Below are 21,682 nucleotides of genomic sequence, written 5' to 3'. Positions count from 1 at the left end.
TGAGATGAAAGGTCCTAGCTGACCCGATCTCGCCGGCGCCCATGCGCCACCATGACATTGACCGCCGCGCCAAGGGCCATCAGCACCGAGGTTCCGAGGAACACGGCGCGCATGCCGATATGGCCACCGATGAAGCCGCCGGCGAGCGGCCCCACCACCTGCCCGACATATTGCGCCGAGACCGAATAGCCGAGCACCGTGCCGGTGAGCGCCTCGGGCGCGTTGTGCCGGATCACGCTCGCGATCGAGGGCAGCAAGCCGCCGAGCGCCAGCCCCATGAGGAACCGCAGGCCGACGAGCTGCCAGCTCGTGGTGACGAAGGCCTGCGGGATCAGCAGCAGAGCGGCGATCGCGAGACACAGGATCACGACGTTCCAGTGCCCGATGCGGTCCGCCAGCCGGCCGAGCCGGGCCGAGGACAGCGCGCCGCCCAGCGCCGCCGCCGACATCACGACGCCGGCCATCAGCGTGACCTGTGCCGGGGGGACGAACTGCGCCACATAGACAGTGATGATCGGTTCGATCGACATGTTGGCGACCATTAGCAGCGTGCCGGTCGCCAGCATGGCGAGGATCGGCCGCCGGTCCGGGATCCGCGACCAGACCCGCCCCGAGCCGCCCGCCCGTGCCGCGGCGGGACGCCGTTCTTCCCGGATCAGCGTGGTGGTGGCGAGGAAGGCGAGGAAGATGACCCCGCCCGCCAGAAAGAACGTCGCCCGGATGCCGATCAGCGGCGGCAGCAGTCCGCCGACCAGAGGGCCGACCAGATTGCCCGCCATGATGCCCGAGGAGAGCACGCCGAGCGCCCAGCCGGTGCGTGCCCGCGGGGTCTGCGCGGCCACCAGCACCATGGAGCCGGAGGCGTAGCCGCCCAGCAGCCCGGCCAGCAGGCGCAGCGCCACCAGCTCCCAGACCGAATCCGCCATCCCGATCAGCGACATCGCGACCGCCATGCCGAGGCTGGCGCGGATCAGCATCAGCTTGCGGCCATAGCGGTCCGCGAGCCGGCCCCAGAGCGGGGCGGTCAGCGCGGCGCTGAAGAAGGTCGCGCCATAGGCGATGCCGGACCATTGGACGATGGCGGCGTGCCCCTGCGCGCCGAGCTGCTCGACATAGAGCGGAAGGAAGGGCAGCAGCAGCGTCATCGCCACGATGGTGGTGAAGGAGCCGAAGGTGCAGACCCACAGGTTGCGCTGCCACGCTCTCTCGAACGTCTCCGGCTTCTGCTCTTGGTCCGCGTCCGTGGTCATGCCGATTCCGATCCTCGGCCACGGGGCGGGGCCGGTGCCCCTTGTGCCCCGGCCCGGCGACCGGGAAAAGCCCCACGCGGGCATGTGCGCCATGCGTCGTCGTGCAGGGGAGCGAGGGTCATTCCACAGCTTCCCGCGCGTCCGGGCGCCGCCACGCTTCGGGACGACTACGCAACCGCGTCGCGATCTGAAAGACTGCGGGCCACGGCCAGAGAAACGAGAGAGACCATGACGTCCGATTATCTCAAGTTCTACATCGACGGCGCCTTCGTCGATCCGATCGAGCCCCGTCCGCTCGGCGTCATCGACCCCGCGACGGAGGAAGTGTTCGCCACCATCTCGATCGGCACCGGCGCCGACGTCGATCGTGCCGTCGCCGCCGCCCGCGCCGCGTTCGACAGCTTCTCGCAGACCAGCCGCGAGGAGCGCCTCGCCTTCCTCGAGAAGCTGCTGGAGGTCTATGAGCGGCGCTACGAGGATGTCGCGCAGGCGATCAGCCGCGAGATGGGCTCGCCCATCGCCCGCGCCCGCGATTCGCAGGCCTATGCCGGGCTCGGCCATCTGAAGGCGACCATCGAGGCGTTCAAGGCCTTCCCGTTCGACGAGATGCGCGGCGGCACGCTGGTGACGCATGAGCCGGTCGGCGTGGTCGGCCTCATCACCCCGTGGAACTGGCCGCTCAACCAGATCATGTGCAAGGTCGCCCCTGCCATCGGCGCGGGCTGCACCATGGTGCTGAAGCCGAGCGAGATCGCCCCCATTTCCGGCATGGTGTTTGCCGAGATCGTGGACGAGATCGGCCTGCCCAAGGGCGTCTTCAACCTCGTCAACGGCACCGGGCCCGAGGTCGGGGCGGCCATCTCCTCGCATCCCGACATCGACATGGTGTCCTTCACCGGCTCGACCCGCGCGGGCACCGATGTCGCGCGCAACGCCGCCGCGACGGTGAAGCGCGTGGCGCAGGAGCTCGGCGGCAAGTCGGCCAACATCGTGCTGCCGGACGCCGATCTCGAGGCCGCCGTCACCCAGGGCGTGAAGGGCTGCTTCGGCAATACCGGCCAGTCCTGCGACGCCCCCACGCGCATGCTGGTGCCGGCCGACCGCCATGACGAGGCGCTGGAGATCGCGCGGCGGGCCGCGCTTTCCGTGCGCGTCGGCAAGCCGACCGACATCGAGACCGAGATCGGCCCGCTGGTCAGCCAGATGCAGTTCGACAAGGTGCAGGGCCTCATCGCCGCCGGCATCGAGGAGGGCGCGACCCTCGTGGTGGGCGGCACCGGCAAGCCGGAAGGGCTGGAGACCGGCTATTACGTCAAGCCGACCGTGTTCGGGAACGTGAAGCCCGGCATGCGGATCGAGCGCGAGGAGATCTTCGGCCCGGTGCTGTCGATCATTCCGTATGACAGCATCGAGCAGGCCATCGCCATCGCCAACGACACGCCCTATGGCCTCGCGGCCTATGTGCAGGGCACGGATGTCGAGCAGCTCCGTCGCGTCGCCGCCCGGTTGCGGGCGGGTTCGATCTATCTCAATTATCCCGACTGGGATCTGTTCGCGCCGTTCGGAGGCTACAAGCAGTCCGGCAACGGCCGCGAATATGCCGATTTCGGCCTGCGGGATTTCATGGAGATCAAGGGGATCGTCGGCTACGCCGCCTGATCCGGCTTCGCCGCGGCGGTGACGACTGCCGAAATCCCGGCGCAGTTCCATCGCTTCATGAGTGCGACCTCGCCGGATGGCATCCGGCGGGGTCTGACAGACGGAATCCTCCGGTCCGAGCCCGCCGCTCATGGGAAGCGGGGCGCAGGCCGGATATCCGCACGAATCCGCCACCGCGGACGTAGTACATCAGCGTGGCCTGCAAGAAGGCGAGGGGAACCTGCCATGACGCTGGACGGATCATCCCTTGCTTTTGGCGGCGGGGTGACGGCCCTTGTCTTTTCGCTGGTCTTCGCCTGGCTCTGGCAGAATCGGCGCGAGACGTATCTGGCGGCATGGGCCCTCGGGGCATTGTGCGCCGCGGCCGGGCTGACGATGGCGAGCCGCAAGCAGGGCCTTGCCCTCGTCGATCGCTCCGCGAGCCTCAGTTTTCTTGTGATCCTGCTGATGGCTGCCAGCCTGGCCCTGCTCCGGTTCGGCATCGTTCTGTTCGAGCGTCCGGCGCCGTCCCGCATCACACGCGGCGACATTCTGGGCGCAGCCGGCATGGCGGGCGTGCCGGTGCTTGCTTTTATCGGCGTTCGTGCCGCGGGAGGCGCGGCCTATTTCGCGATGGCTTTCGGCCTTGTGGGGCTGGCGTTCATTTCCGCCAGCGCGGCCCACCTTCTGCTGCGGTCGGCCCGGCGCGGGATCCGCAACCTGCCCGAACTCGTGGCCGGCGCCGGCCTGTGCCTTTATGCGCTCGCTTTGCTCGTCACCGCTCTCCTGCGGTTCTATCTTGGATGGGCCGGCGGCGCAGAAGGCGTTCCAATGCCCGTCTTCTTCGTGGTGGATCAGTTCGTCGGAGCGGCGATCTATTGCGCCCTGATCTTCATGGCGGCGTGGCGTCGACGCAGCGAACTGGAAAGCATCGCGCTGGTCGATCCGCTGACGCGGCTGCTGAACCGCCGGGCGCTGGGCGAGGCGATGGGCGGGTTGACGGGGCGCACGCTCGGCGCCGTCGCGGTGTTCATGATCGACATCGACCGCTTCAAGGCCGTGAACGACACGCATGGCCACGATGTCGGCGACGAGGTGCTGGTGGAACTCGCCCGGCGCTGCGGCCGGCTCTCCCATGCGGCTGGGGCGACCCTGTACCGTTATGGCGGCGAGGAATTTCTCTGCCTCCATACGGACACGACGATCGAAGCCGCCACGCAGCTCGCCGAGGCGCTGCGCCACGCGATCGAAGCGACGCCTTTCCTCCTCGGCCCGCTGAGCCTCGATCTGACCGTCAGCGTCGGGCTGGCGATGGGCGGCGCAGGCGATTCCGAGCCATCCTCCATCGTGAAGCGCGCCGACACGGCGCTCTATGCGGCCAAGAATGCGGGCCGCAACCGGGTCAGCGTGGCGCCGTCCAACGCGGCCGGCCTGCCAGCGCCGCCCACCGCCTGACATCACATCGCTCAGCCGCCGCCCACCGGCACGCTCTTGGTCACGACATAGGTGAAATAGCGCTCGATGCCGATGGCCGGATCGAGCAGGCGGTCGATCAGGCGCTGGTAGCTGTCGATGTCCGGCACCACCACGCGAAGGACGTAGTCGATACCGCCGCCGGTGGCGTCGCAGGCGACGATGGCCGGCTCCTTCCCGACTGCCTGCTCGAAGCGGCGGAAATCGGCCTGCTGGTGGCTCTTCAGGCTGATCTCGACGATCACCGTGGTGCGGGGCGCCGCGGCGTCGAGATCGACGATGGCGGTGTAGCCCCGGATGACGCCGCCATCCTCCAGCCGGCGCAGCCGCTCCCAGCAGGCCGCAGGCGACAGCCCGGCCGCCTCCGCCAGCTTCAGCTTGGTCATGCGTCCGTCCCGGCGCAGCGCGTCAATGATCCTCAGGTCGATGGCATCGAGCTTCATCTTCGGTCGCCGGCGTGCATAATGTCCTGAAATCGTGACTCACAGAACGAGACAATTCATGCTTCGTCAAGCTGGCAGGCGCGCCGGGAACCCCATGGCCGGGTCGCTTGCCGAGACGGCAGGCCGGCCGGTCGACTGGCGGCCGGTGCTGGCGAAGCCGAAGGGCGGCACCAAGCACGCCGCTTTGACGGAGCGGATCATCGCCGATATCGACGCCGGCATCCTGCGGCCCATGGACCAGATGCCGACCCATCGCGACCTCGCCCGCGTGCTCGGCGTCTCGGTGCAGACGGTGAGTCTCAGCTATGGCGAGGCGGAGCGTCTCGGCTATCTCAGCGGCGAAGTCGGGCGCGGTACGTTCGTGAAGGCGCGAGTCACCGAGCGGGCCGGCCGGCTGATGCTGGATCGCAACCCGGACGAGGCGGTCGACCTTTCCATCGTGCGCGGCGTCTACACCGAGGCGCATGAGGACGCCTCGCGCGCCGCCTTCGCCGCCCTGGGCGGGCAGGACAATAGCGCCTTCATGCGGCCCTGCCGTCCCATTGCCGGGCTCGACGCGCATCGCGAGGCGGCGCGGGCGTGGCTGCGCCCGCTCGGGGTGGACGTGCCGGCGGAGCGCATCCTCCTCACCAATGGCGCGGCGCATGCGCTGTTCCTGGCGTTGAGCTGCATCGCACGGCCGGGCGACGTGGTGCTGACGGAGAATCTCACCGACCATGGGGTGATCGGCGTTTCCAACGTTCTCGGCTTCAACCTGAAGGGCCTGCCCACCGATGGGGAGGGCATCCGCCCCGAGGCCTTCGAGGCCGCCTGCGAGGCCGGCACGGTGCGGGCGCTGGTGCTGATCCCGACCCTCAACAACCCCACCAGCCACGTCGCGAGCGCGGAGCGGCGGCGGGACATCGCCGCGATCGCGCGGCGGCACGGCGTGTTCGTGGTCGAGGATGAAGTCTACAAGCCGCTCATCGACGTGGAGCTGCCCTCCATCGCCGCCATGCTGCCGGATCTCGGCTTCTTCGCCACCAGCTTCACCAAGACCGTGCTCACCGGCCTCAGGGTCGGCTATCTCGTGGTGCCGCCGCATTATTCCATCCGCGCCGCCTCCATCCTGCGGGTGACGAGCTGGAGCGGCAGCTATCTCGCCGGCGAGATCGCCTCGCGCTGGATCGAGGACGGCACCGCACAGCGGCTGCTGGAGGTGCAGCGCCACGAGGCGCGGGCGCGCCAGCGCGTGGTGGCGCAGGTGCTGGGACCGCACGTCGCGTCCAGCCACCCGCTGTCGCTCTGCGCCTGGCTGAAGGTGCCGGCGCACTGGACCGAGGACGGGCTGGTGCGTTCGCTGGCCGAGCGGCGGGTGGCGGTCACCCCGTCCGATCCCTTCATCGCGGGGGGCAACCATGGCGGGGGCATCCGGATCTGCCTGGGCGGCCAGCTCAGCCATGGGGCGCTGGAGCAGGCGCTCACCACCCTCCGCCAGACCTTCGAGCAATTGCCGCCGGTCTTCGACATCGGCGCGCTGGGCTGGCTGCCGGATGCCGATGACGGTGCCTGAAGCGTCCACCTCGATGATTGGATCATGACAATATAATAATTGACATGATTTTATCGCCCTCTCACCATGACAAGTGAGAGGGAAAACCAATCCATGTCCTGCCCGTCCGCCATCGCCGCCGGTCCTGCCACCCTCCCGGTCTCCCCGGCCGAGGTCGAGGTTGCGGCGCGGCGCATCGCCGGGCGGGTCGTGCGCACGCCGCTGGTCGCCTCCGCCGCGCTGTCCCGCGCCAGTGGACATCCTGTCTTTCTCAAGCTGGAGACGCGCCAGCCGATCGGCGCGTTCAAGCTGCGCGGGGCGATGAATGCGGTGCTGGCGCTGGACGAGGCGGCCCGCCGGCGCGGGCTGGTCACCGCCTCCACCGGCAATCACGGCCGCGCGCTCGCCCATGCCGCCCGCGAGGCCGGCGTGCCGGCGGTGGTGTGCATGTCGGCGCTGGTGCCCGCCAACAAGGTCGAGGCGGTGCACGCTTTGGGGGCCGAAGTGCGGATCGTCGGCCGCTCGCAGGACGACGCGCAGGCCGAGGTTGAGCGCCTCGTTTCCGCGCGCGGCCTCACCGCCATCCCGCCCTTCGACCATCCCGACGTCATCGCCGGGCAGGGGACCATCGGGCTCGAAATCGTCGAGGACCTGCCGGAGGTATCCGCGGTCCTCGTGCCGCTGTCCGGCGGCGGCCTCGCCGGGGGTGTCGCGCTGGCGGTGAAGGCGCTGCGTCCGTCCGCCCGCGTCATCGGCATCTCCATGGCGCGCGGCGCCGCGATGGCGGCTTCGCTCCGGGCCGGCCACCCGGTGGAGGTGGTGGAGGAGGACACGCTGGCCGATTCCCTCGGCGGCGGCATCGGCCTTTCCAACCGCTACAGCTTCGCGCTGTGCCGCGCCTTGCTCGACGAGGTGGTGCTGCTGACCGAGGACGAGATCGCCGCCGGCATCCGCCACGCCGCTGAGGCCGAGGGCGAGGTGGTTGAGGGCGCCGGCGCGGTGGGCATAGCCGCTCTCATCGGCGGAAAGGTCAGCCTTGATGGGCCCGCCGCGCTCATCCTCTCCGGCCGCAACATCGACGAGACCCTGCATCGCCGCATCGTGAAGGAGACCGCCGTATGAGCCGGATGCTCGTTCTCACCGAGGCCGATCTGCGCCGCATCGTCTCGCTGGATGCGAGCGCGGTGGCGTGCGTGGAGGAGGCCTTCGCCGCGTTGGCGACGAAGCCGGTCGCCATGCCGCCGATCCTGCGGCTCGACATTCCCGAGCATCGCGGCGAGGTGGATGTGAAGACCGCCTATGTGCCGGGCCTGGACGGATTCGCCATCAAGGTGAGTCCCGGCTTCTTCGACAATCCCGCGCTCGGCCTGCCGAGCCTCAACGGGTTGATGATCCTGTTCAGCACCCGCACCGGGCTGGTCGAGGCGCTGCTGCTGGACAATGGCTACCTCACCGATGTGCGCACCGCCGCCGCCGGGGCGGTTGCTGCCCGCCATCTCGCCCGTCCCGATGCCGCGGTGGCGGCGATCTTCGGCGCTGGGGTGCAGGCCCGCCTCCAGCTCGAGGCGTTGACGCTGGTGCGGCCCATCCGCGACGCGCGGATCTGGGCGCGCGACGTCGGCAAGGCCCGCGCCGCCGCCGCCGATCTGGCCGGCTCGCTCGGCATCCGGGTGGAAGCGGTGGCCGATCCGGCGCACGCGGTGACGGGGGCGGACATCGTCGTCACCACCACCCCGGCCGAGCAGCCGGTGCTGAACGCCGCGTGGCTGGAGCCCGGCCAGCACATCACCGCCATGGGCTCGGACAGCGAGCACAAGAACGAGATCGACCCCGCCGTCTTCGCCCGCGCCACCTATGTCCCCGACCGCCTGAGCCAGACCCGCCGGCTCGGCGAGCTGGCCCATGCCATCCGCGCCGGCGCGGTGGCCGAGGGCACCGCCTTCGCCGAGCTGGGCGAGGTGATCGCCGGCATCAGGCCCGGCCGCAGCCGCGCCGACGAGATCACCTTCGCCGATCTCACCGGCACCGGCGTGCAGGACACCGCCATCGCCAATCTCGCCCGCAGCCGCGCCGTGGGCGCCGGGGCCGGGCGGGCCATCGACACCAAAGCCGCAGCAGGAGACGCCGCGTGACCGTGACCCTGAACTTCTCGCGCGAGGAATATGCCGCGCGCCTCGCCAAGACCCGCACGGCGATGGAGCGTGCCGGCATCGAGCTGCTGATCGTCACCGACCCGTCCAACATGCACTGGCTCACCGGCTATGACGGCTGGTCGTTCTATGTGCACCAGTGCGTGCTGGTGCCGCCGACCGGCGAGCCGATCTGGTATGGCCGCAAGCAGGACGCCAACGGGGCGAAGCGCACCGCCTATCTGGCCCATGACAACATCATCGGCTATCCCGACCACTATGTGCAGTCCACCGAGCGCCATCCGATGGACCTGTTGTCGCAGATCATCGCGGAGCGCGGCTGGGACAGGCTCTCCATCGCGGTGGAGATGGACAATTACTATTTCTCGGCGGCGGCCTATGCCTCGCTGGTAAAAAACCTGCCGAACGCCCGCTTCACGGATGCCGCGGGCCTCGTGAACTGGCAGCGTGCGGTGAAAAGCCAGACCGAGCTCGACTATATGCGCAAGGCCGGGCGCATCGTGGAGCTGATGCACAAGCGCATCGTCGAGGTGATCGAGCCCGGCATGCGCAAATGCGACCTCGTGGCCGAGATCTACGACGCCGGCATTCGCGGCACGGCCGAGTTCGGCGGGGATTATCCCGCCATCGTGCCGCTGCTGCCCTCGGGCGCGGACGCCTCGGCCCCCCATCTCACCTGGGACGACAAGCCGATGCGGACCGGGGAGGGCACCTTCTTCGAGATCGCCGGCGCCTATAAGCGCTATCACTGCCCGCTCTCGCGCACCGTCTTCCTCGGCAAGCCGACGGACGCCTTCCTCGATGCCGAGAAGGCGACGCTGGAGGGCATGGAGGCCGGCCTTGCCGCGGCGAAGCCCGGCAACACCTGCGAGGACATCGCCAACGCCTTCTTCGCGGTGCTCAAGAAATACGGGATCATCAAGGACAACCGCACCGGCTATCCGATCGGCCTCAGCTATCCGCCGGACTGGGGCGAGCGCACCATGAGCCTGCGCCCCGGCGACCGCACCGAGCTGAAGCCCGGCATGACCTTCCATTTCATGACCGGCCTGTGGCTGGAGGATATGGGGCTCGAGATCACCGAGAGCATCGCGATCACCGAAACGGGCATGGAGTGCCTGTCCAACGTGCCGCGCCAGCTCTTCGTGAAGGGGTAAGGCGATGCTCGACGCTTCCGCTCGCCCCTCACCGGTCACGCCCACGGTCGATCTTTCGGCCAGGGGCGTGCAGCACGGCCATCTGCGCCTGCCCTACAGCCGCGACGACAGCGCCTGGGGCTCGGTGATGATCCCGGTCTGCGTCATCGCCAATGGCGAGGGCCCGACCGCACTGCTTACCGGCGCCAATCACGGCGACGAATATGAGGGCCCGGCCGCGCTGTTCGAGCTGGCGCGCACCCTTGACCCGGCCTCCGTGCAGGGCCGCGTCATCATCGTGCCGGCTATGAACTACCCCGCCTTCCGGGCCGGCACCCGTACTTCGCCGATCGACCGCGGCAACCTGAACCGCAGCTTTCCGGGCCGCCCGGACGGTTCGGTGACGGAAAAGATAGCCGACTATGTGACGCGCCACCTCGTCACGCAGGCGGATGTGGTGCTCGATTTCCATTCGGGCGGAAAGACGCTCGACTTCCTGCCCTATGGCGCCGCCCACGAACTGCCGGACAAGGCGCAGGAGGCGCGCTGCTTCGCGGCGGTGGCGGCGTTCTCCGCGCCCTATTCGATGCGGATGCTGGAGATCGACGCCGTCGGCATGATGGACACCACCGTCGAGGAGATGGGCAAGGTGTTCGTCACCACCGAGCTGGGCGGCGCCGGCACCGCGAGCGCCACCAGCATCGGCATCGCCCGGCGTGGCGCGCTCAACCTGCTGAAGCATGCCGGCATCCTCGCCGGGGAGCCCGAGACCGGCCCGACCCGCTGGCTGGACATGCCCTCCGCCGACTGCTTCGCCTTCGCGCAGGATGACGGGCTCGTCGCCTTCGCCTGCGATCTCGGGGCGCCGGTGAGGAGGGGCGACCTCATCGCCCGGGTCTATCCGATCGGGCGCACCGGCCTTGCGCCCGCCGAATACCGGGCGGCGATGGACGGCGTCCTGGCGGCCCGCCACGTCCCCGGCCTCGTCACGTCGGGCGACTGCCTCTCCGTCCTCGCCGTTGTGAAGGACGCCTGAACGCCCCGGCCGCGCGGCGGCCCAACATCATCGCGCGACGCGGGGAGCCGAAACGCAGGCAGCATCGCACCCCCGCGCAAGCCCGGAAAACCGGCACGCGCCCCCAACCAGCCAGAGGAGTTTCGTCATGTCGTTCCTGAAGATCGCCGGCCTCGCCGGTCTCGCCGGTCTCGCCCTCGCCACCTCTCTCTCCGCTGCGGGAGCCACCACCCTCAAGGAGGTGAAGGACCAGGGCTATATCCGCGCCGCCACCGCCAATGAGGTGCCCTATTCCTACATGAAGGACGACGGCACCTCGGCCGGCATCGGGCCGGACGTGGCCAATGCGGTGCTCAAGAAGATGGGCATCACCGAGGTCAACTGGACCGTGACGCCCTTCGGCACCCTGATCCCCGGCCTCAAGGCCAAGCGCTTCGACTTCGTCGCCGCCGAGCAGAACATCTCGCCCGAGCGCTGCAAGCAGGTGGCCTTCACCGAGCCGAACTCCTCCTATGGCGAAGGCCTGCTGGTGAAGAAGGGCAACCCGAAGCACCTCACCACCTATGCCGACATCGCCAAGGATCCCTCGCTGAAGGTCGCGGTGGTGTCGGGCGCCAACAATATCGACTTCCTGCGCGCCGTCGGGGTGAAGGACGACCAGGTGATCTTCATCACCGCCAATGCCGACGCCCCCGCCACCGTGCAGAGCCGCGCCGACGCCTATGCCGCCACCGAACTCACCGTCGCCTCGCTCGCCAAGGGCGCAACCAATGTCGAGCAGGTGAAGCCCTTCACCGATCCGGTGGTGAACGGCAAGCCGGTGCGCAATTTCGGCGGCTTCGCCTTCCGTCCGGAAGACAAGGAACTGCACGACGCCTTCAACGCGGCGCTGGTGGAGTTCCGCAAGACCGACGAATACAAGGCCATCCTGAAGAACTACGGCCTGTCGGACGAGAGCATCAAGGCCGCCGCCGACCGCAAGGTCGCGGATCTGTGCGCCGGCAAGTGAGCCTGCGCATCCGCTGACGGCCTCCTGTCTCCGGCGCCCCGCAACGGGCGCCGGAGCCTCACGCGTTCCGGCACGGCCGGCTCCGTTTCCACATCGAGGAGCAAGACCGATGGAATGGATCTCCTATCTGCCCTCGCTCGGGCGCGGCGCGCTCGTCACCGCCTCGATCACGCTCGCGGCCATCGCGCTGGGCGGGGCGGCGGCCTTCGTCGCCGGCATTGCGCGGGTGGAGGGCGGTCGCATCGTCGCGACGCTTGCGCTCTGCTACACGGAACTGTTCCGCGGCACCTCGCTGCTGGTCCAGCTCTTCTGGTTCTATTACGCGCTGCCGCTCGTCGGCATCAGCTTCGAGCCGGTGACCACCGGCATCGTCGTGCTGGCGCTGCATGTCGGCGCCTATGGCTCGGAAATCGTGCGCGGCGCGCTGGCCTCGGTCGCCCAGCAGCAGCACGAGGCGGCGCGGGCGCTGAATTTCGGCCGCATGCAGACGCTGCTCCACATCACCCTGCCGCAGGCGCTGGTGGAGATGATGCCGGCCTTCGGCAATCTCGCCATCGAGACGCTGAAGCTGTCCTCGCTGGTCTCGCTGATCTCGATCGCCGACCTCACCTTCCGGGCGCAGTCGATCCGCAACCTGACGCTCGATTCGACCACCGTCTACACGCTGACGCTGCTCGGCTATTTCCTGATGTCGCTGGTGCTGATGGGGCTGATGCGCCTCCTCGAGCGGCTGGTGCGGCGCGGCGCGGCCTTCCCGCGCGCGGCCCATTCCTAGGGAGCCGGAACGATGTACGGTTTCGAATGGGACACCGCGACCCCGCTGACCTATGCGTGGTCGATCCTGCCGATCATCCTCATCGGCCTCACCGTCACGCTCAAGGCCGCCGCGGCCGGCTTTTCGATCGCGCTGGTGCTCGGCCTCGTCTTCGCGCTGCTGCGCCGCAGCCGGGTGAAGGCGATCGCATGGACCACCTCGGTGGTGGTCGAGTTCCTGCGCGATACCCCGCTGCTGGTGCAGCTCTTCTTCCTCTATTACGTGCTCCCGGATTACGGCCTTACCCTCCCGGCCTTCCTCACCGGGGCGATCGCGCTGGGGCTGCAATATTCGGCCTATACGTCGGAGGTCTATCGCGGCGGCATCGAGGCGGTGCCGCGCGGCCAGTGGGAGGCGGCGACGGCGCTCAACCTCTCGCGCACCGATGTCTATCGCGACATCGTGGTGCCGCAGATCGTGCCGCGCATCCTGCCGGCCATGGGCAATTACCTCGTCGCCATGCTCAAGGAGACGCCGGTGCTCTCGGTCATCACCATCCTTGAGATGATGGGCCTCGCCAACATGATCGGCGAACGCACCTTCGATTATCTGGTGCCGCTCACCATGGTGGGTGTGATCTTCCTGCTCCTCACCCTCGTCTGCTCGGCCGGGCTGCACTGGCTGCAGAGGGCCCTTCCCAAAGCCGGGATTCCGCTGCAATGACCCAAACCGCTCCCGCTCCCATCATCGCCTTCGACCGCGTGACCAAGCGTTTCGGCGCACTGACCGTGCTGGACGACTTCAACTTCACCGTCGCCCCCGGCGAGAAGGTGACGCTGATCGGTCCCTCCGGCTCCGGCAAGTCGACCGTCCTGCGTATCCTGATGACGCTGGAGCCGTTCCAGGAGGGTACGCTCACGCTGGCCGGCATGTCCTATCAACAGCCGAACGGGACCGGCCCGTTCAAGGCCGGCGAGCGGCATCTGCGGCAGATCCGCAGCCATGTCGGCATGGTGTTCCAGAGCTTCAACCTGTTCCCGCATATGAGCGTGATGCGCAATGTGGTGGAGGCTCCGGTGCGTGTGCTCGGGCTCTCGCGCGCCGAGGCCGAGTGCCGGGCGGTGGACCTGCTGGCGCTGGTCGGCCTCGCCGACAAGAAGGACCATTTCCCGGCCCAGCTCTCCGGCGGCCAGCAGCAGCGCGTCGCCATCGCCCGCGCGCTCGCCATGCGCCCGCGGGTGCTGCTGTTCGACGAGCCGACCTCGGCGCTCGATCCGCAACTGGTCGGCGAAGTGCTGTCGGTCATCCGCAGCCTCGCCCATGAGCACGACCTGACCATGCTGCTGGTGACGCACGAGATGCGCTTCGCCCGCGAGGTGTCGGACCGGGTGTGCTTCTTCGACAAGGGCCGCATCTGCGAGCAGGGCGCGCCGGACCAGATCTTCACCAACCCGCAGCAGCCGCGCACCCGCGAATTCCTCGCCTCGGTGCTCGGCTGAGCGTGTCGCATGGCGGCCTGCCGATACTCTGTCGGCGGGCCGGCGATCTTTCGACAACCCTTCGGCCGCGGGCCGACACTTCGAAAACCCTCTCGCCGAGCGTCCGCCTAGTCTTCGCGGCATCGAGGGAGGAGCTGCCCCATGACCGCGCCGATCCGTACCGATCACTTCGCCTCCAGCCATCGCACCGGTGATCATCCGGCCAAGCCGCTGCCTCATCCCGGTCTGGCCCGGCTGGCGGATCGCCGGCTGCTCAAGGAGCTGTCCTATATCGACGGACGCTGGACCGCGGCGCGCGACGATGCGCGCTTCGCGGTCACCGATCCCGCCGACGGCACGCTTGTCGCCCGGGTCGCGGCGCTTGGCGCCGATGAGGCGCGCGAGGCGGTGGCGGCGGCTGACCGTGCCTTCGCCGCCTGGAAGACCTTGCTGCCGCAGGTGCGCGCCGGCCTGCTGCGGCGCTGGCACGACCTAATGCAGGAAGCGGCGGAAGACCTCGCCGTGCTGATGACGCTGGAGCAGGGCAAGCCGTTGGCCGAAGCCCGCGGCGAGATCGCCTATGCGGCCTCCTTCATCGCCTATTACGCCGAGGAGGCGCTGCGGGTGAATGTCGAGGGCGTCACCAGCCACCTGCCGGGCGCGCAGATGATGCTGCGGCGCGAGCCGGTGGGCGTCGCCGCGCTGCTCACCCCGTGGAATTTCCCCTCCGCCATGCTCACCCGCAAGGCCGCCGCCGCCCTCGCCGCCGGCTGCACCGTGGTGGCGCATCCTTCCTCGCAGACCCCACTCTCGGCGCTGGCGCTGGGCGAGCTGGCGGACCGCGCCGGCTTCCCGGCGGGTGTGGTCAACATCGTCACCGGCCAACCGGCGCCGATCGCCGAGACCTTCTGCGCCGATGTAAGGGTGCGGGCGGTCAGCTTCACCGGTTCCACCGGGATCGGGCGCCTCGTCGCCCGCAATGCCGCCGCCACGATTAAACGGGTGGTGATGGAGCTGGGCGGCCATGCCCCGCTCATCATCTTCGCCGACGCGGATCTCGACCGCGCGGTCGAGATCGCGGTTGCGGCCAAGTTCGCCACCTCGGGACAGGACTGCCTCGCGGCCAACCGCATCTATGTCGAACGCCCGCTGCATGAGCGTTTCGCGAGCGCCTTCGCGGCACGGGTGGAGGCGCTGAAGGTGGGGCCGGGGCTGGACGAAGCCAGCGAGATCGGCCCGCTGATGCACCGCGCCGCGGTGGAGAAGGCGCAGGCCCAGATCGACGATGCGCTGGCCCGCGGGGCGCGCCGGCTCGCCGGCGAGCGGACGATGCCCGGCCCGCTCTTCCTGGCACCCACCGTGCTGGCCGACGTGCCGGACGACGCCCTCATCATGCGCGAGGAGACCTTCGCCCCGGTGGCGGCGCTCGCGCCGTTCGACAGCGAGGCCGAGGTGGTCCGGCGCGCCAACGCCACCGAATACGGGCTTGTCGCCTATGTCGTGACCCGCGACGGCGCCCGCGCCGCCCGCATGGCGGAAGCGCTCGATTACGGCATGGTGGCGATCAACCGGGTGAAGATCACCGGCGCCCCCGTGCCCTTCGGCGGGGTGAAGCAGTCCGGCCTCGGCCGCGAGGGCTCGCGCCACGGCTTGGAGGCCTTCACCGACCTCAAATATGTCTGCCTCGACCTCGGCTGAGGGCGCCGCAGACCCCGTTCGACCCTATCTGCAAGGATCATTGAGATGCTCGACAACGCCGCCCGTTCCGACAACGAACTGCACAGCTGGGATCGCGACCACTTCTTCCATCCCTCCACCCACATGGCCCAGCACGCCCGCGGCGAGACCCCGAACCGCATCGTCACCGGCGGCGAGGGGGTCTACATCGTGGACCGCGAAGGCAAGCGCAGCCTCGACGCCTTCGCCGGGCTCTATTGCGTGAATGTCGGCTATGGCCGGACCTCGATCACCGACGCCATCGCCGCGCAGGCCGGAAAGCTCGCCTATTACCACGCCTATGCCGGGCACGGCTCGGAACCCTCGATCGAACTCGCCAAGATGGTGATCGACCGCGCGCCGAAGGGCATGAGCCGGGTGTTCTTCGGCCTGTCCGGCTCGGACGCCAACGAGACCAACATCAAGCTGGTCTGGTACATCAACAACGTGCTCGGCCGGCCGCAGAAGAAGAAGATCATCTCGCGCTGGCGCGGCTATCACGGCTCCGGCGTGATGACCGGCAGCCTCACCGGCCTCGCCGGCTTCCACAATCTGTTCGACCTGCCGCGGGCCCCGATCCTGCATACGGTGGCGCCCTATTACTACCGCCGCGAGGACCGCAGCCTCAGCGAGGAGGCGTTCACCGATCATTGCGTCGCCGAGCTGGAGACGCTGATCGAGGCCGAGGGCGCCGACACCATCGCCGCCTTCATCGGCGAGCCGGTGCTCGGCACGGGCGGCATCGTGCCCCCGCCGGCCGGCTACTGGGCGAAGATCCAGGCGGTGCTGAAGAAGCACGACATCCTGCTGATCGCCGACGAGGTCATCACCGGCTTCGGCCGCCTCGGCACGATGTTCGGCTCCGACCATTACGGCATCGAGCCCGACCTCATCACCATCGCCAAGGGCCTCACCTCGGCCTATGCGCCGCTCTCCGGCGTCATCGTATCGGAGAAGGTGTGGCGGATCCTGGAGCAGGGTTCGGATGAATATGGTCCGATCGGCCATGGCTGGACCTATGCCGCGCACCCGCTCGGCACCGCCGCCGGCGTCGCCAATCTGGAACTGGTGGACGAGCTCGACCTCGTCGCCAATGCCCGCGAGGTCGGCGCCTATCTCAATGCGTCGTTGAAGCAGGCCATCGGCGGCCACCGCTTCGTCGGGGAGGTGCGCGGCGAGGGCATGATGGCGGCGGTCGAGCTGGTGCGCGACCGTGACGACCGGGTGTTCTTCGACGCTGCCGAGAAGGTCGGCCCGAAGGTGGCGGCCGCGCTGCTGGCGAACGGGGTCATCGGCCGCGCCATGCCGCAGGGCGACATCCTCGGCTTCGCCCCGCCGCTCTGCCTGACGAAGGCCGAGGCCGACCTCGTGGTCGACGCCACGAAGACGGCCATCGACACGGTGGCCGCGGCTCTTTGACGCCTGCCGACAGGACCGGACGACCTGCACCTCGCCGGTGCGGGTCGTCTCGTCCCACCCACCGGTCGCGGACCGGCCGGCTGACCTGACTACCCACCACACTGGACTCATCGGTCGCCGGCAATCAGGCGCGGCGCCCGCCAATGTCGCGCAGGACCTCCCGCGCGGCGTTGAAGCCGGGAATGCCGGAAACGCCCCCGCCCGGATGCATCGAGGAGCCGCAGATATAGAGACCCTTCACCGGCGTGCGGTAGTCGGCATAGCCGGAGACCGGGCGCTGGAAGAAAAGCTGGTCGGTCGAGAGCTCGCCGTGGAAGATATGACCCTGCGGCAGGTTCACGATGTTCTCGATGTCCTGCGGCAGCAGGAACTGCGCCTCGATCACGTCACTGGAGAAGCCGGGTGCGTAGTCTTCGATGGTGTCGAACACCACCTTGCGGAAATTGTCTTTCTCCTTCGTCCAGTCGCCGTCCTTCAACGTGTAGGGCGCATGGCCGCCGAACAGATTGACAACATGCTTGCCTTCGGGTGCGAGCGTGGTGTCCACCATGGTCGGCACCACCGGCGTGATGAAAGGGCGCGAGGAATACCAGCCGTGCTTGGCGTCGTCATAAGCCCGTTCGAGATAGTCGATGTCGGGCGCGATGTGCATGTAGGTGGGGTAGGTGAAGTTGCCGAGCCCGCCTTCGCGGCGCACCCGCTCCAGCATGCGGTATTGCGGCGGGCGCTCGCAGGCGATGTTCATCTTGAACGCGGTGGAGAAGGTGCGGTAGCCGCGGATCTCCCGCACCACCTCTTCCGGCAGATGCTCGGCACCGACCAGATCGAGATAGAGGATCTTGGCGCTTGCATTGGAGATGATGGTCTTCGCCGCATAGGTCTCGCCGCCCTTGGTGGAGACGGCGGTTGCCCGCCCGCCGGAGACCCGCACCTCCTCGATCGCCGCGCCGGTCACGATGTCGACGCCCTTTTCCCGGGCGGCCGCCGCGAGCGCCTGGGTGATGGAGCCCATGCCGCCCTTGATGAACCCCCAGCCGCCGGCGCCCTCATGCTCGCCCATGATGTGGTGCATGATGACATAGGCCGAACCGGGCGATTTGGGCCCGGCAAAGGTTCCGATCGAGGCGTAGTAGGCGAGCACCGCCATGACGCGCTCATCGTCGAACCATTCACGCAGGAAGTCGTAGGCGCTCATCGTCAGCATGTCGACGATGCGGTACATCTTGCGCCCGATCTTGCGGTGCCGCCACAGCAGCGAGGCGCCGTCCTTGAAGGTACGCCAGTCGCGCCGGGTCGGGTCGACCGGGGTTTCCCAGAGCAGCTTGCGCACGATGTTGGCCGCTTCGCTGAGATATCGGTCGAATGCGGGGTAGATCTCGGCATCGTGCTTCGAAAAGCGCGCGAAGCTCGCCTGCGACTTCTGCACATTGTCCGAGAACAGGATGTAATCGTCGCCGCCGAGCGGGGAAACCATGTCCGAGCAGGGCAACACCTCCAGCCCGTGGCGCTTGAGGTCCAGCTCGCGGATGATGCGCGGATGAAGCAGGCTCATGAGGTAGGAGAAGATGGACGCTCGAAAGCCCGGCGCGATCTCCTCCGTCACCGCCGCTCCGCCAACGACGTCGCGCCTCTCCAGCACGAGCACCTTCTGGCCCGCCCGCGCGAGATAATTGGCGCAGACCAGGCCGTTATGGCCGGCGCCGATGATGATGGCGTCATAGGTTTTACCCACGGTGATGTCGGCGGCACGCATCGTTTCATCCTCAGCGACGGGTATGGACGGGAGGGTACCGGAAGGTTGCGCCAGCCGCGCTGCCGCGCGGCGGTACCTGCGGCTCGAGGCCTCGCGGACGACGTTCCGGCACCAGCTCCGTAAGGGCGTGAGCATGCTAACGTCGGCGTTTCCTCACCTCAAATGAAGAATTCTGCCCTTTCGTGCGCATAAAATTCACGGCAAAGGAGGCGTGGCCGGCGGAAGGGCCGATGGCTGGGGCGCCCGCAGAGGCGTGGTCTGCGCGAGGCGCCCCTTGAGCCAGATGGCAAAGGCCTGGATCGCGGGATTGCCGGAGCGGTCGCGCTGCGTGACGAAATAATAGGCCGATGCCACACGCACCGACAGGTCGAAGGGCCGCACGAGCCGGCCGGTCTCCAGCACGTGGCTGCAGACGAAATTGTCGCCGATCGCGATGCCCTGGCCAGCCATCGCCGCCGCCAGCACGAGGTTCATGTCGGAGAAGATGAGCCCGCGCTCGGGATCCGGCCCGATGATGCCGGCCGCGGCAAACCAGCTCGTCCATTCACTGAGCCCGCTCAGATGGAGCAGGATCGCGCGCAGCACGTCAGCGGGTTCGTTGAGGCCGCCGAGCTGATTGAGAAGCGCGGGGCTGCAGACCGGGGTGCAATCGACGGTGCTGAGCAGCTCAACCGAATGGCGGGGCCAGTCGCCGTCGCCATAAGCGATGTAGACATCAACCCCGGGCGCCGCGACGTCGTGAAGCCGGTGCGGCGTGACGATGCGAAGAGTGACGTCGGGATGGAGCTGCTTGAACTCGGCGGCGTGGGTACAGAGCCAGAAGGAGGCGAAGCCCGGCGTCGAGCTGACGGTGAGGGAGCCCTGCAGCACGCCGCGATCGCCATACTGGACGGCAGCGTCTGTCAGCGTGGTGAGCGCCTTGCGCACCTCGGCCGCATAATGCCGTCCTTGCGCGGTGAGGACGACGCCCTTTCCCGCGCGCTGCAACAAGGCGAAGCCCAGATCCTGCTCCAGAAAACGGAGCTGGTGGCTGACGGCGCTGCGTGTGACGTTCAGCTCCGCGGCAGCCTGCCAAAGAGTGCCATGGCGGGAAAAGGCTTCCAGCGCGCGCAGGGCTTGGGTCGAGGGCAGGCGCATCGATCTCGTTCCGGCGAGGACGACCTTCGGATATCGGGATTCGACGCGTCGTCAAGCGAGGCGTTCACCGGCGGCTTCCGCCCATGGCCTGCCGCCGGCGTGCGGAGATGTTACGCTTCCTGCCCCCAGCGCTGCACGGTGAAGCGGTTCAGCGTGGCGAAGACGAAGGTTTCGACCGCCAGCCCGATGAGGATCACGGTCAGGAGGCCGGCGAAGACATTGGCGGTTTCAAGCTGCGAGCGATTGGTGAAGATGAACCAGCCAAGGCCGCCTTCGCTGGCGCTGGCGCCGAACACCATCTCGGCGGCGATGAGGGTGCGCCACGCGAAGGCCCATCCCAGCCGCAGGCCGGACAGGATGGAGGGAAGGGCGGCGGGGATCAGCAGGTGGACGATGTAGGCCGGGCCGGTCAGCCCGATATTGCGTCCGGCCATGCGCAGCGTCGCCGGAACCGCGCGGAACCCGGCATGGCAGGCCAGCGCCAGCGGCCACAGCACGGAGTGGACGGTGACGAAGATGAGGCTCGACCCGCCGATGCCGAACCAGAGCAGCGCGACCGGCAGCAGCGCGATCGCAGGCAGCGGGTTGAACATGGCCGTCAGCAGCCCGAGCAGGCTCTCGCCCCAGCGGTTGAGCACGGCGAGCGCGGTGAGCAGCGCCGCGAGGACGATGCCGATGGCATAGCCGGACAGCAGGATGGCGAGCGAGGCGCGCACGCGCTCGGGCAGCTCTCCGTTGCGCAGGTTTTCCCACAGCGCGGCCAGCGTTTCGAGAAAGGTGGGCAGCAGCAGCGAATTGCCGAGCCAGCGAGCATAGAGTTCCCAGCCGAGTGCCAGCGCGACAAGGAGCACGAGGCGGCGTGCGCCGGGCCCGAGGGTGGGCAGAACGTGGCGGGCCGTGGGGGCGAGAGCGCTATCCGACATGGGCGATCACCTGTGCGTCGGGCGCGTGTGCGGCCCGGCCCTCGCGCCCGGAGGCGGGCCGGGAGGCGAGGGTGCCGAAGATGCGTTGCTGGATCTCGGTCTCGAGCGCGCCGAATGCGGCGGAGCCACGCTCACGGGCATCGTCCGACACGCGGTATTCGGCGCCGACCCGGCCGGGATGCGGCGTCAGGACGAGGATTCGGGTCCCGACATGGATCGCTTCGTCGATGGCATGGGTCACGAACAGGCAGGTGGCGCCGGTTTCCTCGCAGAGATTGAGCAACTCGTCCTGCATGCGGCGTCGCGAGAGGGCGTCGAGAGCGGCGAAGGGCTCGTCCATCAGCAGGATGTCCGGCTGGACGGCGAAAGCGCGGGCAATGGCTGCACGCTGCTTCATGCCGCCGGACAGCGTGTGGGGGTAGGCGTCGGCGAAGGCGCCGAGGCCTACCCGACCGGCCCATTCGCGGGCGCGGGCATCGGCCTCCGCTCGGCCGAGGCGACGGGCACGCCGCAGCGCGAAGGCGATATTGCCGGCGACGGTGCGCCACGGCAGAAGCTGGTCGAACTCCTGGAACACCACCATGCGGTCCGGGCCCGGTGTCCTGACCGGCACCCCGCGGAGCCGGATCTCGCCGGATGACGGCTTGAGGAAGCCGCCCACGGCGCGCAGCAGCGTGGACTTGCCACAGCCGGAGGGACCGAGCAAGGCCAGCCTCTCGCCGGCGGCGATGGTGAAGGACACGTCCTCGACCGCCGTTACCACGCCCGCGTCGGTATGGTAGCGCAACGTCACGCGCTCCACCGACAAAGGCGGTACGGCCGCTGCCGGAGCGTCACGTTCCGGGGACCAGCCCATC

General features: G+C 68.5%; 19 protein-coding genes. 13 read left to right on the top strand and 6 right to left on the bottom strand.

Annotated features, from left to right (window positions below):
* Window positions 1-14 precede the first annotated feature (14 nt).
* Window positions 15-1,250 (bottom strand): MFS transporter, encoded by a 1,236-nt coding sequence (locus MWN34_RS17890; protein WP_247030674.1) that lies wholly within the window; start codon window positions 1,248-1,250, stop codon window positions 15-17.
* A 228-nt stretch (window positions 1,251-1,478) separates the two neighbouring features.
* Between MWN34_RS17890 and MWN34_RS17885 the strand changes: the two genes are divergently transcribed.
* Complete coding sequence (locus MWN34_RS17885) at window positions 1,479-2,909, top strand: aldehyde dehydrogenase family protein (RefSeq protein WP_247030673.1); 1,431 nt, start codon at window positions 1,479-1,481, stop codon at window positions 2,907-2,909.
* Window positions 2,910-3,134: 225 nt separating this feature from the next.
* Complete coding sequence (locus tag MWN34_RS17880) at window positions 3,135-4,343, top strand: GGDEF domain-containing protein (RefSeq protein ID WP_247030672.1); 1,209 nt, start codon at window positions 3,135-3,137, stop codon at window positions 4,341-4,343.
* A gap of 11 nt (window positions 4,344-4,354) precedes the next feature.
* Here MWN34_RS17880 and MWN34_RS17875 read toward each other — a convergent pair whose 3' ends face one another.
* On the bottom strand, window positions 4,355-4,804 hold the full coding sequence (locus MWN34_RS17875; protein WP_247030671.1) for an Lrp/AsnC family transcriptional regulator: 450 nt from the start codon (window positions 4,802-4,804) through the stop codon (window positions 4,355-4,357).
* Between the two features lie 94 nt (window positions 4,805-4,898).
* On the opposite strand from MWN34_RS17875, the gene ehuR reads away from it, so the two are divergent.
* The 11 genes from ehuR (at window position 4,899) to MWN34_RS17820 (ending at window position 17,012) form a co-directional block, all read left to right on the top strand.
* Window positions 4,899-6,356 carry a MocR-like ectoine utilization transcription factor EhuR gene (gene ehuR / locus MWN34_RS17870; protein ID WP_247030670.1) on the top strand — a complete coding sequence of 486 codons (1,458 nt, stop codon included), beginning with the start codon at window positions 4,899-4,901 and terminating at the stop codon, window positions 6,354-6,356.
* A 93-nt stretch (window positions 6,357-6,449) separates the two neighbouring features.
* Window positions 6,450-7,457 (top strand): hydroxyectoine utilization dehydratase EutB, encoded by a 1,008-nt coding sequence (gene eutB, locus MWN34_RS17865; RefSeq protein WP_247030669.1) that lies wholly within the window; start codon window positions 6,450-6,452, stop codon window positions 7,455-7,457.
* On the top strand, window positions 7,454-8,467 hold the full coding sequence (gene eutC, locus MWN34_RS17860) for an ectoine utilization protein EutC (RefSeq protein ID WP_247030668.1): 1,014 nt from the start codon (window positions 7,454-7,456) through the stop codon (window positions 8,465-8,467). The genes eutB and eutC overlap by 4 nt, the downstream gene beginning before the upstream one ends.
* Complete coding sequence (gene doeA, locus MWN34_RS17855; protein WP_247030667.1) at window positions 8,464-9,642, top strand: ectoine hydrolase DoeA; 1,179 nt, start codon at window positions 8,464-8,466, stop codon at window positions 9,640-9,642. Before eutC ends, doeA begins: the two co-directional genes overlap by 4 nt.
* 4 nt (window positions 9,643-9,646) lie before the next feature.
* Entirely contained in the window at window positions 9,647-10,657 is a 1,011-nt protein-coding gene (gene doeB / locus MWN34_RS17850; RefSeq protein ID WP_247030666.1) for a N(2)-acetyl-L-2,4-diaminobutanoate deacetylase DoeB, read from the top strand.
* Window positions 10,658-10,784: 127 nt separating this feature from the next.
* Window positions 10,785-11,645, top strand: a complete 861-nt coding sequence (gene ehuB / locus MWN34_RS17845; protein WP_425532141.1) for an ectoine/hydroxyectoine ABC transporter substrate-binding protein EhuB — start codon at window positions 10,785-10,787, stop codon at window positions 11,643-11,645.
* A 109-nt stretch (window positions 11,646-11,754) separates the two neighbouring features.
* Window positions 11,755-12,420 carry an ectoine/hydroxyectoine ABC transporter permease subunit EhuC gene (gene ehuC, locus MWN34_RS17840; RefSeq protein WP_247030665.1) on the top strand — a complete coding sequence of 222 codons (666 nt, stop codon included), beginning with the start codon at window positions 11,755-11,757 and terminating at the stop codon, window positions 12,418-12,420.
* A gap of 12 nt (window positions 12,421-12,432) precedes the next feature.
* Complete coding sequence (gene ehuD / locus MWN34_RS17835) at window positions 12,433-13,122, top strand: ectoine/hydroxyectoine ABC transporter permease subunit EhuD (RefSeq protein WP_247030664.1); 690 nt, start codon at window positions 12,433-12,435, stop codon at window positions 13,120-13,122.
* Window positions 13,119-13,898, top strand: coding sequence for an ectoine/hydroxyectoine ABC transporter ATP-binding protein EhuA (gene ehuA / locus MWN34_RS17830; RefSeq protein WP_247030663.1), 780 nt, complete (start codon window positions 13,119-13,121; stop codon window positions 13,896-13,898). Before ehuD ends, ehuA begins: the two co-directional genes overlap by 4 nt.
* 141 nt (window positions 13,899-14,039) lie before the next feature.
* Window positions 14,040-15,575 carry an NAD-dependent succinate-semialdehyde dehydrogenase gene (locus tag MWN34_RS17825; protein ID WP_247030662.1) on the top strand — a complete coding sequence of 512 codons (1,536 nt, stop codon included), beginning with the start codon at window positions 14,040-14,042 and terminating at the stop codon, window positions 15,573-15,575.
* A gap of 45 nt (window positions 15,576-15,620) precedes the next feature.
* Complete coding sequence (locus MWN34_RS17820) at window positions 15,621-17,012, top strand: aspartate aminotransferase family protein (protein ID WP_247030661.1); 1,392 nt, start codon at window positions 15,621-15,623, stop codon at window positions 17,010-17,012.
* Between the two features lie 124 nt (window positions 17,013-17,136).
* On the opposite strand, the gene MWN34_RS17815 is transcribed toward MWN34_RS17820, so the two are convergent.
* The 4 genes from MWN34_RS17815 to MWN34_RS17800 all read right to left on the bottom strand — a co-directional run bounded on the left by MWN34_RS17815 (window position 17,137) and on the right by MWN34_RS17800 (window position 21,681).
* Window positions 17,137-18,765 (bottom strand): phytoene desaturase family protein, encoded by a 1,629-nt coding sequence (locus MWN34_RS17815; protein ID WP_247030660.1) that lies wholly within the window; start codon window positions 18,763-18,765, stop codon window positions 17,137-17,139.
* A gap of 195 nt (window positions 18,766-18,960) precedes the next feature.
* Window positions 18,961-19,902 carry a LysR substrate-binding domain-containing protein gene (locus tag MWN34_RS17810; protein WP_247030659.1) on the bottom strand — a complete coding sequence of 314 codons (942 nt, stop codon included), beginning with the start codon at window positions 19,900-19,902 and terminating at the stop codon, window positions 18,961-18,963.
* A gap of 110 nt (window positions 19,903-20,012) precedes the next feature.
* A complete protein-coding gene (locus tag MWN34_RS17805) occupies window positions 20,013-20,825 on the bottom strand; it encodes an ABC transporter permease (protein ID WP_247030658.1) in 813 nt (270 codons plus the stop codon).
* On the bottom strand, window positions 20,815-21,681 hold the full coding sequence (locus MWN34_RS17800) for an ABC transporter ATP-binding protein (RefSeq protein ID WP_247030657.1): 867 nt from the start codon (window positions 21,679-21,681) through the stop codon (window positions 20,815-20,817). Before MWN34_RS17800 ends, MWN34_RS17805 begins: the two co-directional genes overlap by 11 nt.
* Between the last annotated feature and the right edge of the window lies 1 nt (window position 21,682).

The sequence above is a fragment of the Ancylobacter crimeensis genome, assembly GCF_023016805.1.
Classification (GTDB): Bacteria; Pseudomonadota; Alphaproteobacteria; order Rhizobiales; family Xanthobacteraceae; genus Ancylobacter; species Ancylobacter crimeensis.
This window is presented reverse-complemented; position numbering and strand designations above follow the sequence as displayed.

What these genes read in the sequence shown, in the direction of transcription:
- eutB (WP_247030669.1), top strand. Translation starts at nt 6,450, where the DNA reads ATGTCCTGCCCGTCCGCCATCGCCGCCGGTCCTGCCACCCTCCCGGTC.
- ehuA (WP_247030663.1), top strand. Translation starts at nt 13,119, where the DNA reads ATGACCCAAACCGCTCCCGCTCCCATCATCGCCTTCGACCGCGTGACC.
- ehuD (WP_247030664.1), top strand. Translation starts at nt 12,433, where the DNA reads ATGTACGGTTTCGAATGGGACACCGCGACCCCGCTGACCTATGCGTGG.
- MWN34_RS17800 (WP_247030657.1), bottom strand. Translation starts at nt 21,681, where the DNA reads ATGGGCTGGTCCCCGGAACGTGACGCTCCGGCAGCGGCCGTACCGCCT.
- MWN34_RS17885 (WP_247030673.1), top strand. Translation starts at nt 1,479, where the DNA reads ATGACGTCCGATTATCTCAAGTTCTACATCGACGGCGCCTTCGTCGAT.
- ehuB (WP_425532141.1), top strand. Translation starts at nt 10,785, where the DNA reads ATGTCGTTCCTGAAGATCGCCGGCCTCGCCGGTCTCGCCGGTCTCGCC.
- MWN34_RS17815 (WP_247030660.1), bottom strand. Translation starts at nt 18,765, where the DNA reads ATGCGTGCCGCCGACATCACCGTGGGTAAAACCTATGACGCCATCATC.
- MWN34_RS17875 (WP_247030671.1), bottom strand. Translation starts at nt 4,804, where the DNA reads ATGAAGCTCGATGCCATCGACCTGAGGATCATTGACGCGCTGCGCCGG.
- MWN34_RS17820 (WP_247030661.1), top strand. Translation starts at nt 15,621, where the DNA reads ATGCTCGACAACGCCGCCCGTTCCGACAACGAACTGCACAGCTGGGAT.
- doeB (WP_247030666.1), top strand. Translation starts at nt 9,647, where the DNA reads ATGCTCGACGCTTCCGCTCGCCCCTCACCGGTCACGCCCACGGTCGAT.
- MWN34_RS17825 (WP_247030662.1), top strand. Translation starts at nt 14,040, where the DNA reads ATGACCGCGCCGATCCGTACCGATCACTTCGCCTCCAGCCATCGCACC.
- eutC (WP_247030668.1), top strand. Translation starts at nt 7,454, where the DNA reads ATGAGCCGGATGCTCGTTCTCACCGAGGCCGATCTGCGCCGCATCGTC.
- ehuC (WP_247030665.1), top strand. Translation starts at nt 11,755, where the DNA reads ATGGAATGGATCTCCTATCTGCCCTCGCTCGGGCGCGGCGCGCTCGTC.
- ehuR (WP_247030670.1), top strand. Translation starts at nt 4,899, where the DNA reads ATGGCCGGGTCGCTTGCCGAGACGGCAGGCCGGCCGGTCGACTGGCGG.
- MWN34_RS17805 (WP_247030658.1), bottom strand. Translation starts at nt 20,825, where the DNA reads ATGTCGGATAGCGCTCTCGCCCCCACGGCCCGCCACGTTCTGCCCACC.
- MWN34_RS17890 (WP_247030674.1), bottom strand. Translation starts at nt 1,250, where the DNA reads ATGACCACGGACGCGGACCAAGAGCAGAAGCCGGAGACGTTCGAGAGA.
- MWN34_RS17880 (WP_247030672.1), top strand. Translation starts at nt 3,135, where the DNA reads ATGACGCTGGACGGATCATCCCTTGCTTTTGGCGGCGGGGTGACGGCC.
- MWN34_RS17810 (WP_247030659.1), bottom strand. Translation starts at nt 19,902, where the DNA reads ATGCGCCTGCCCTCGACCCAAGCCCTGCGCGCGCTGGAAGCCTTTTCC.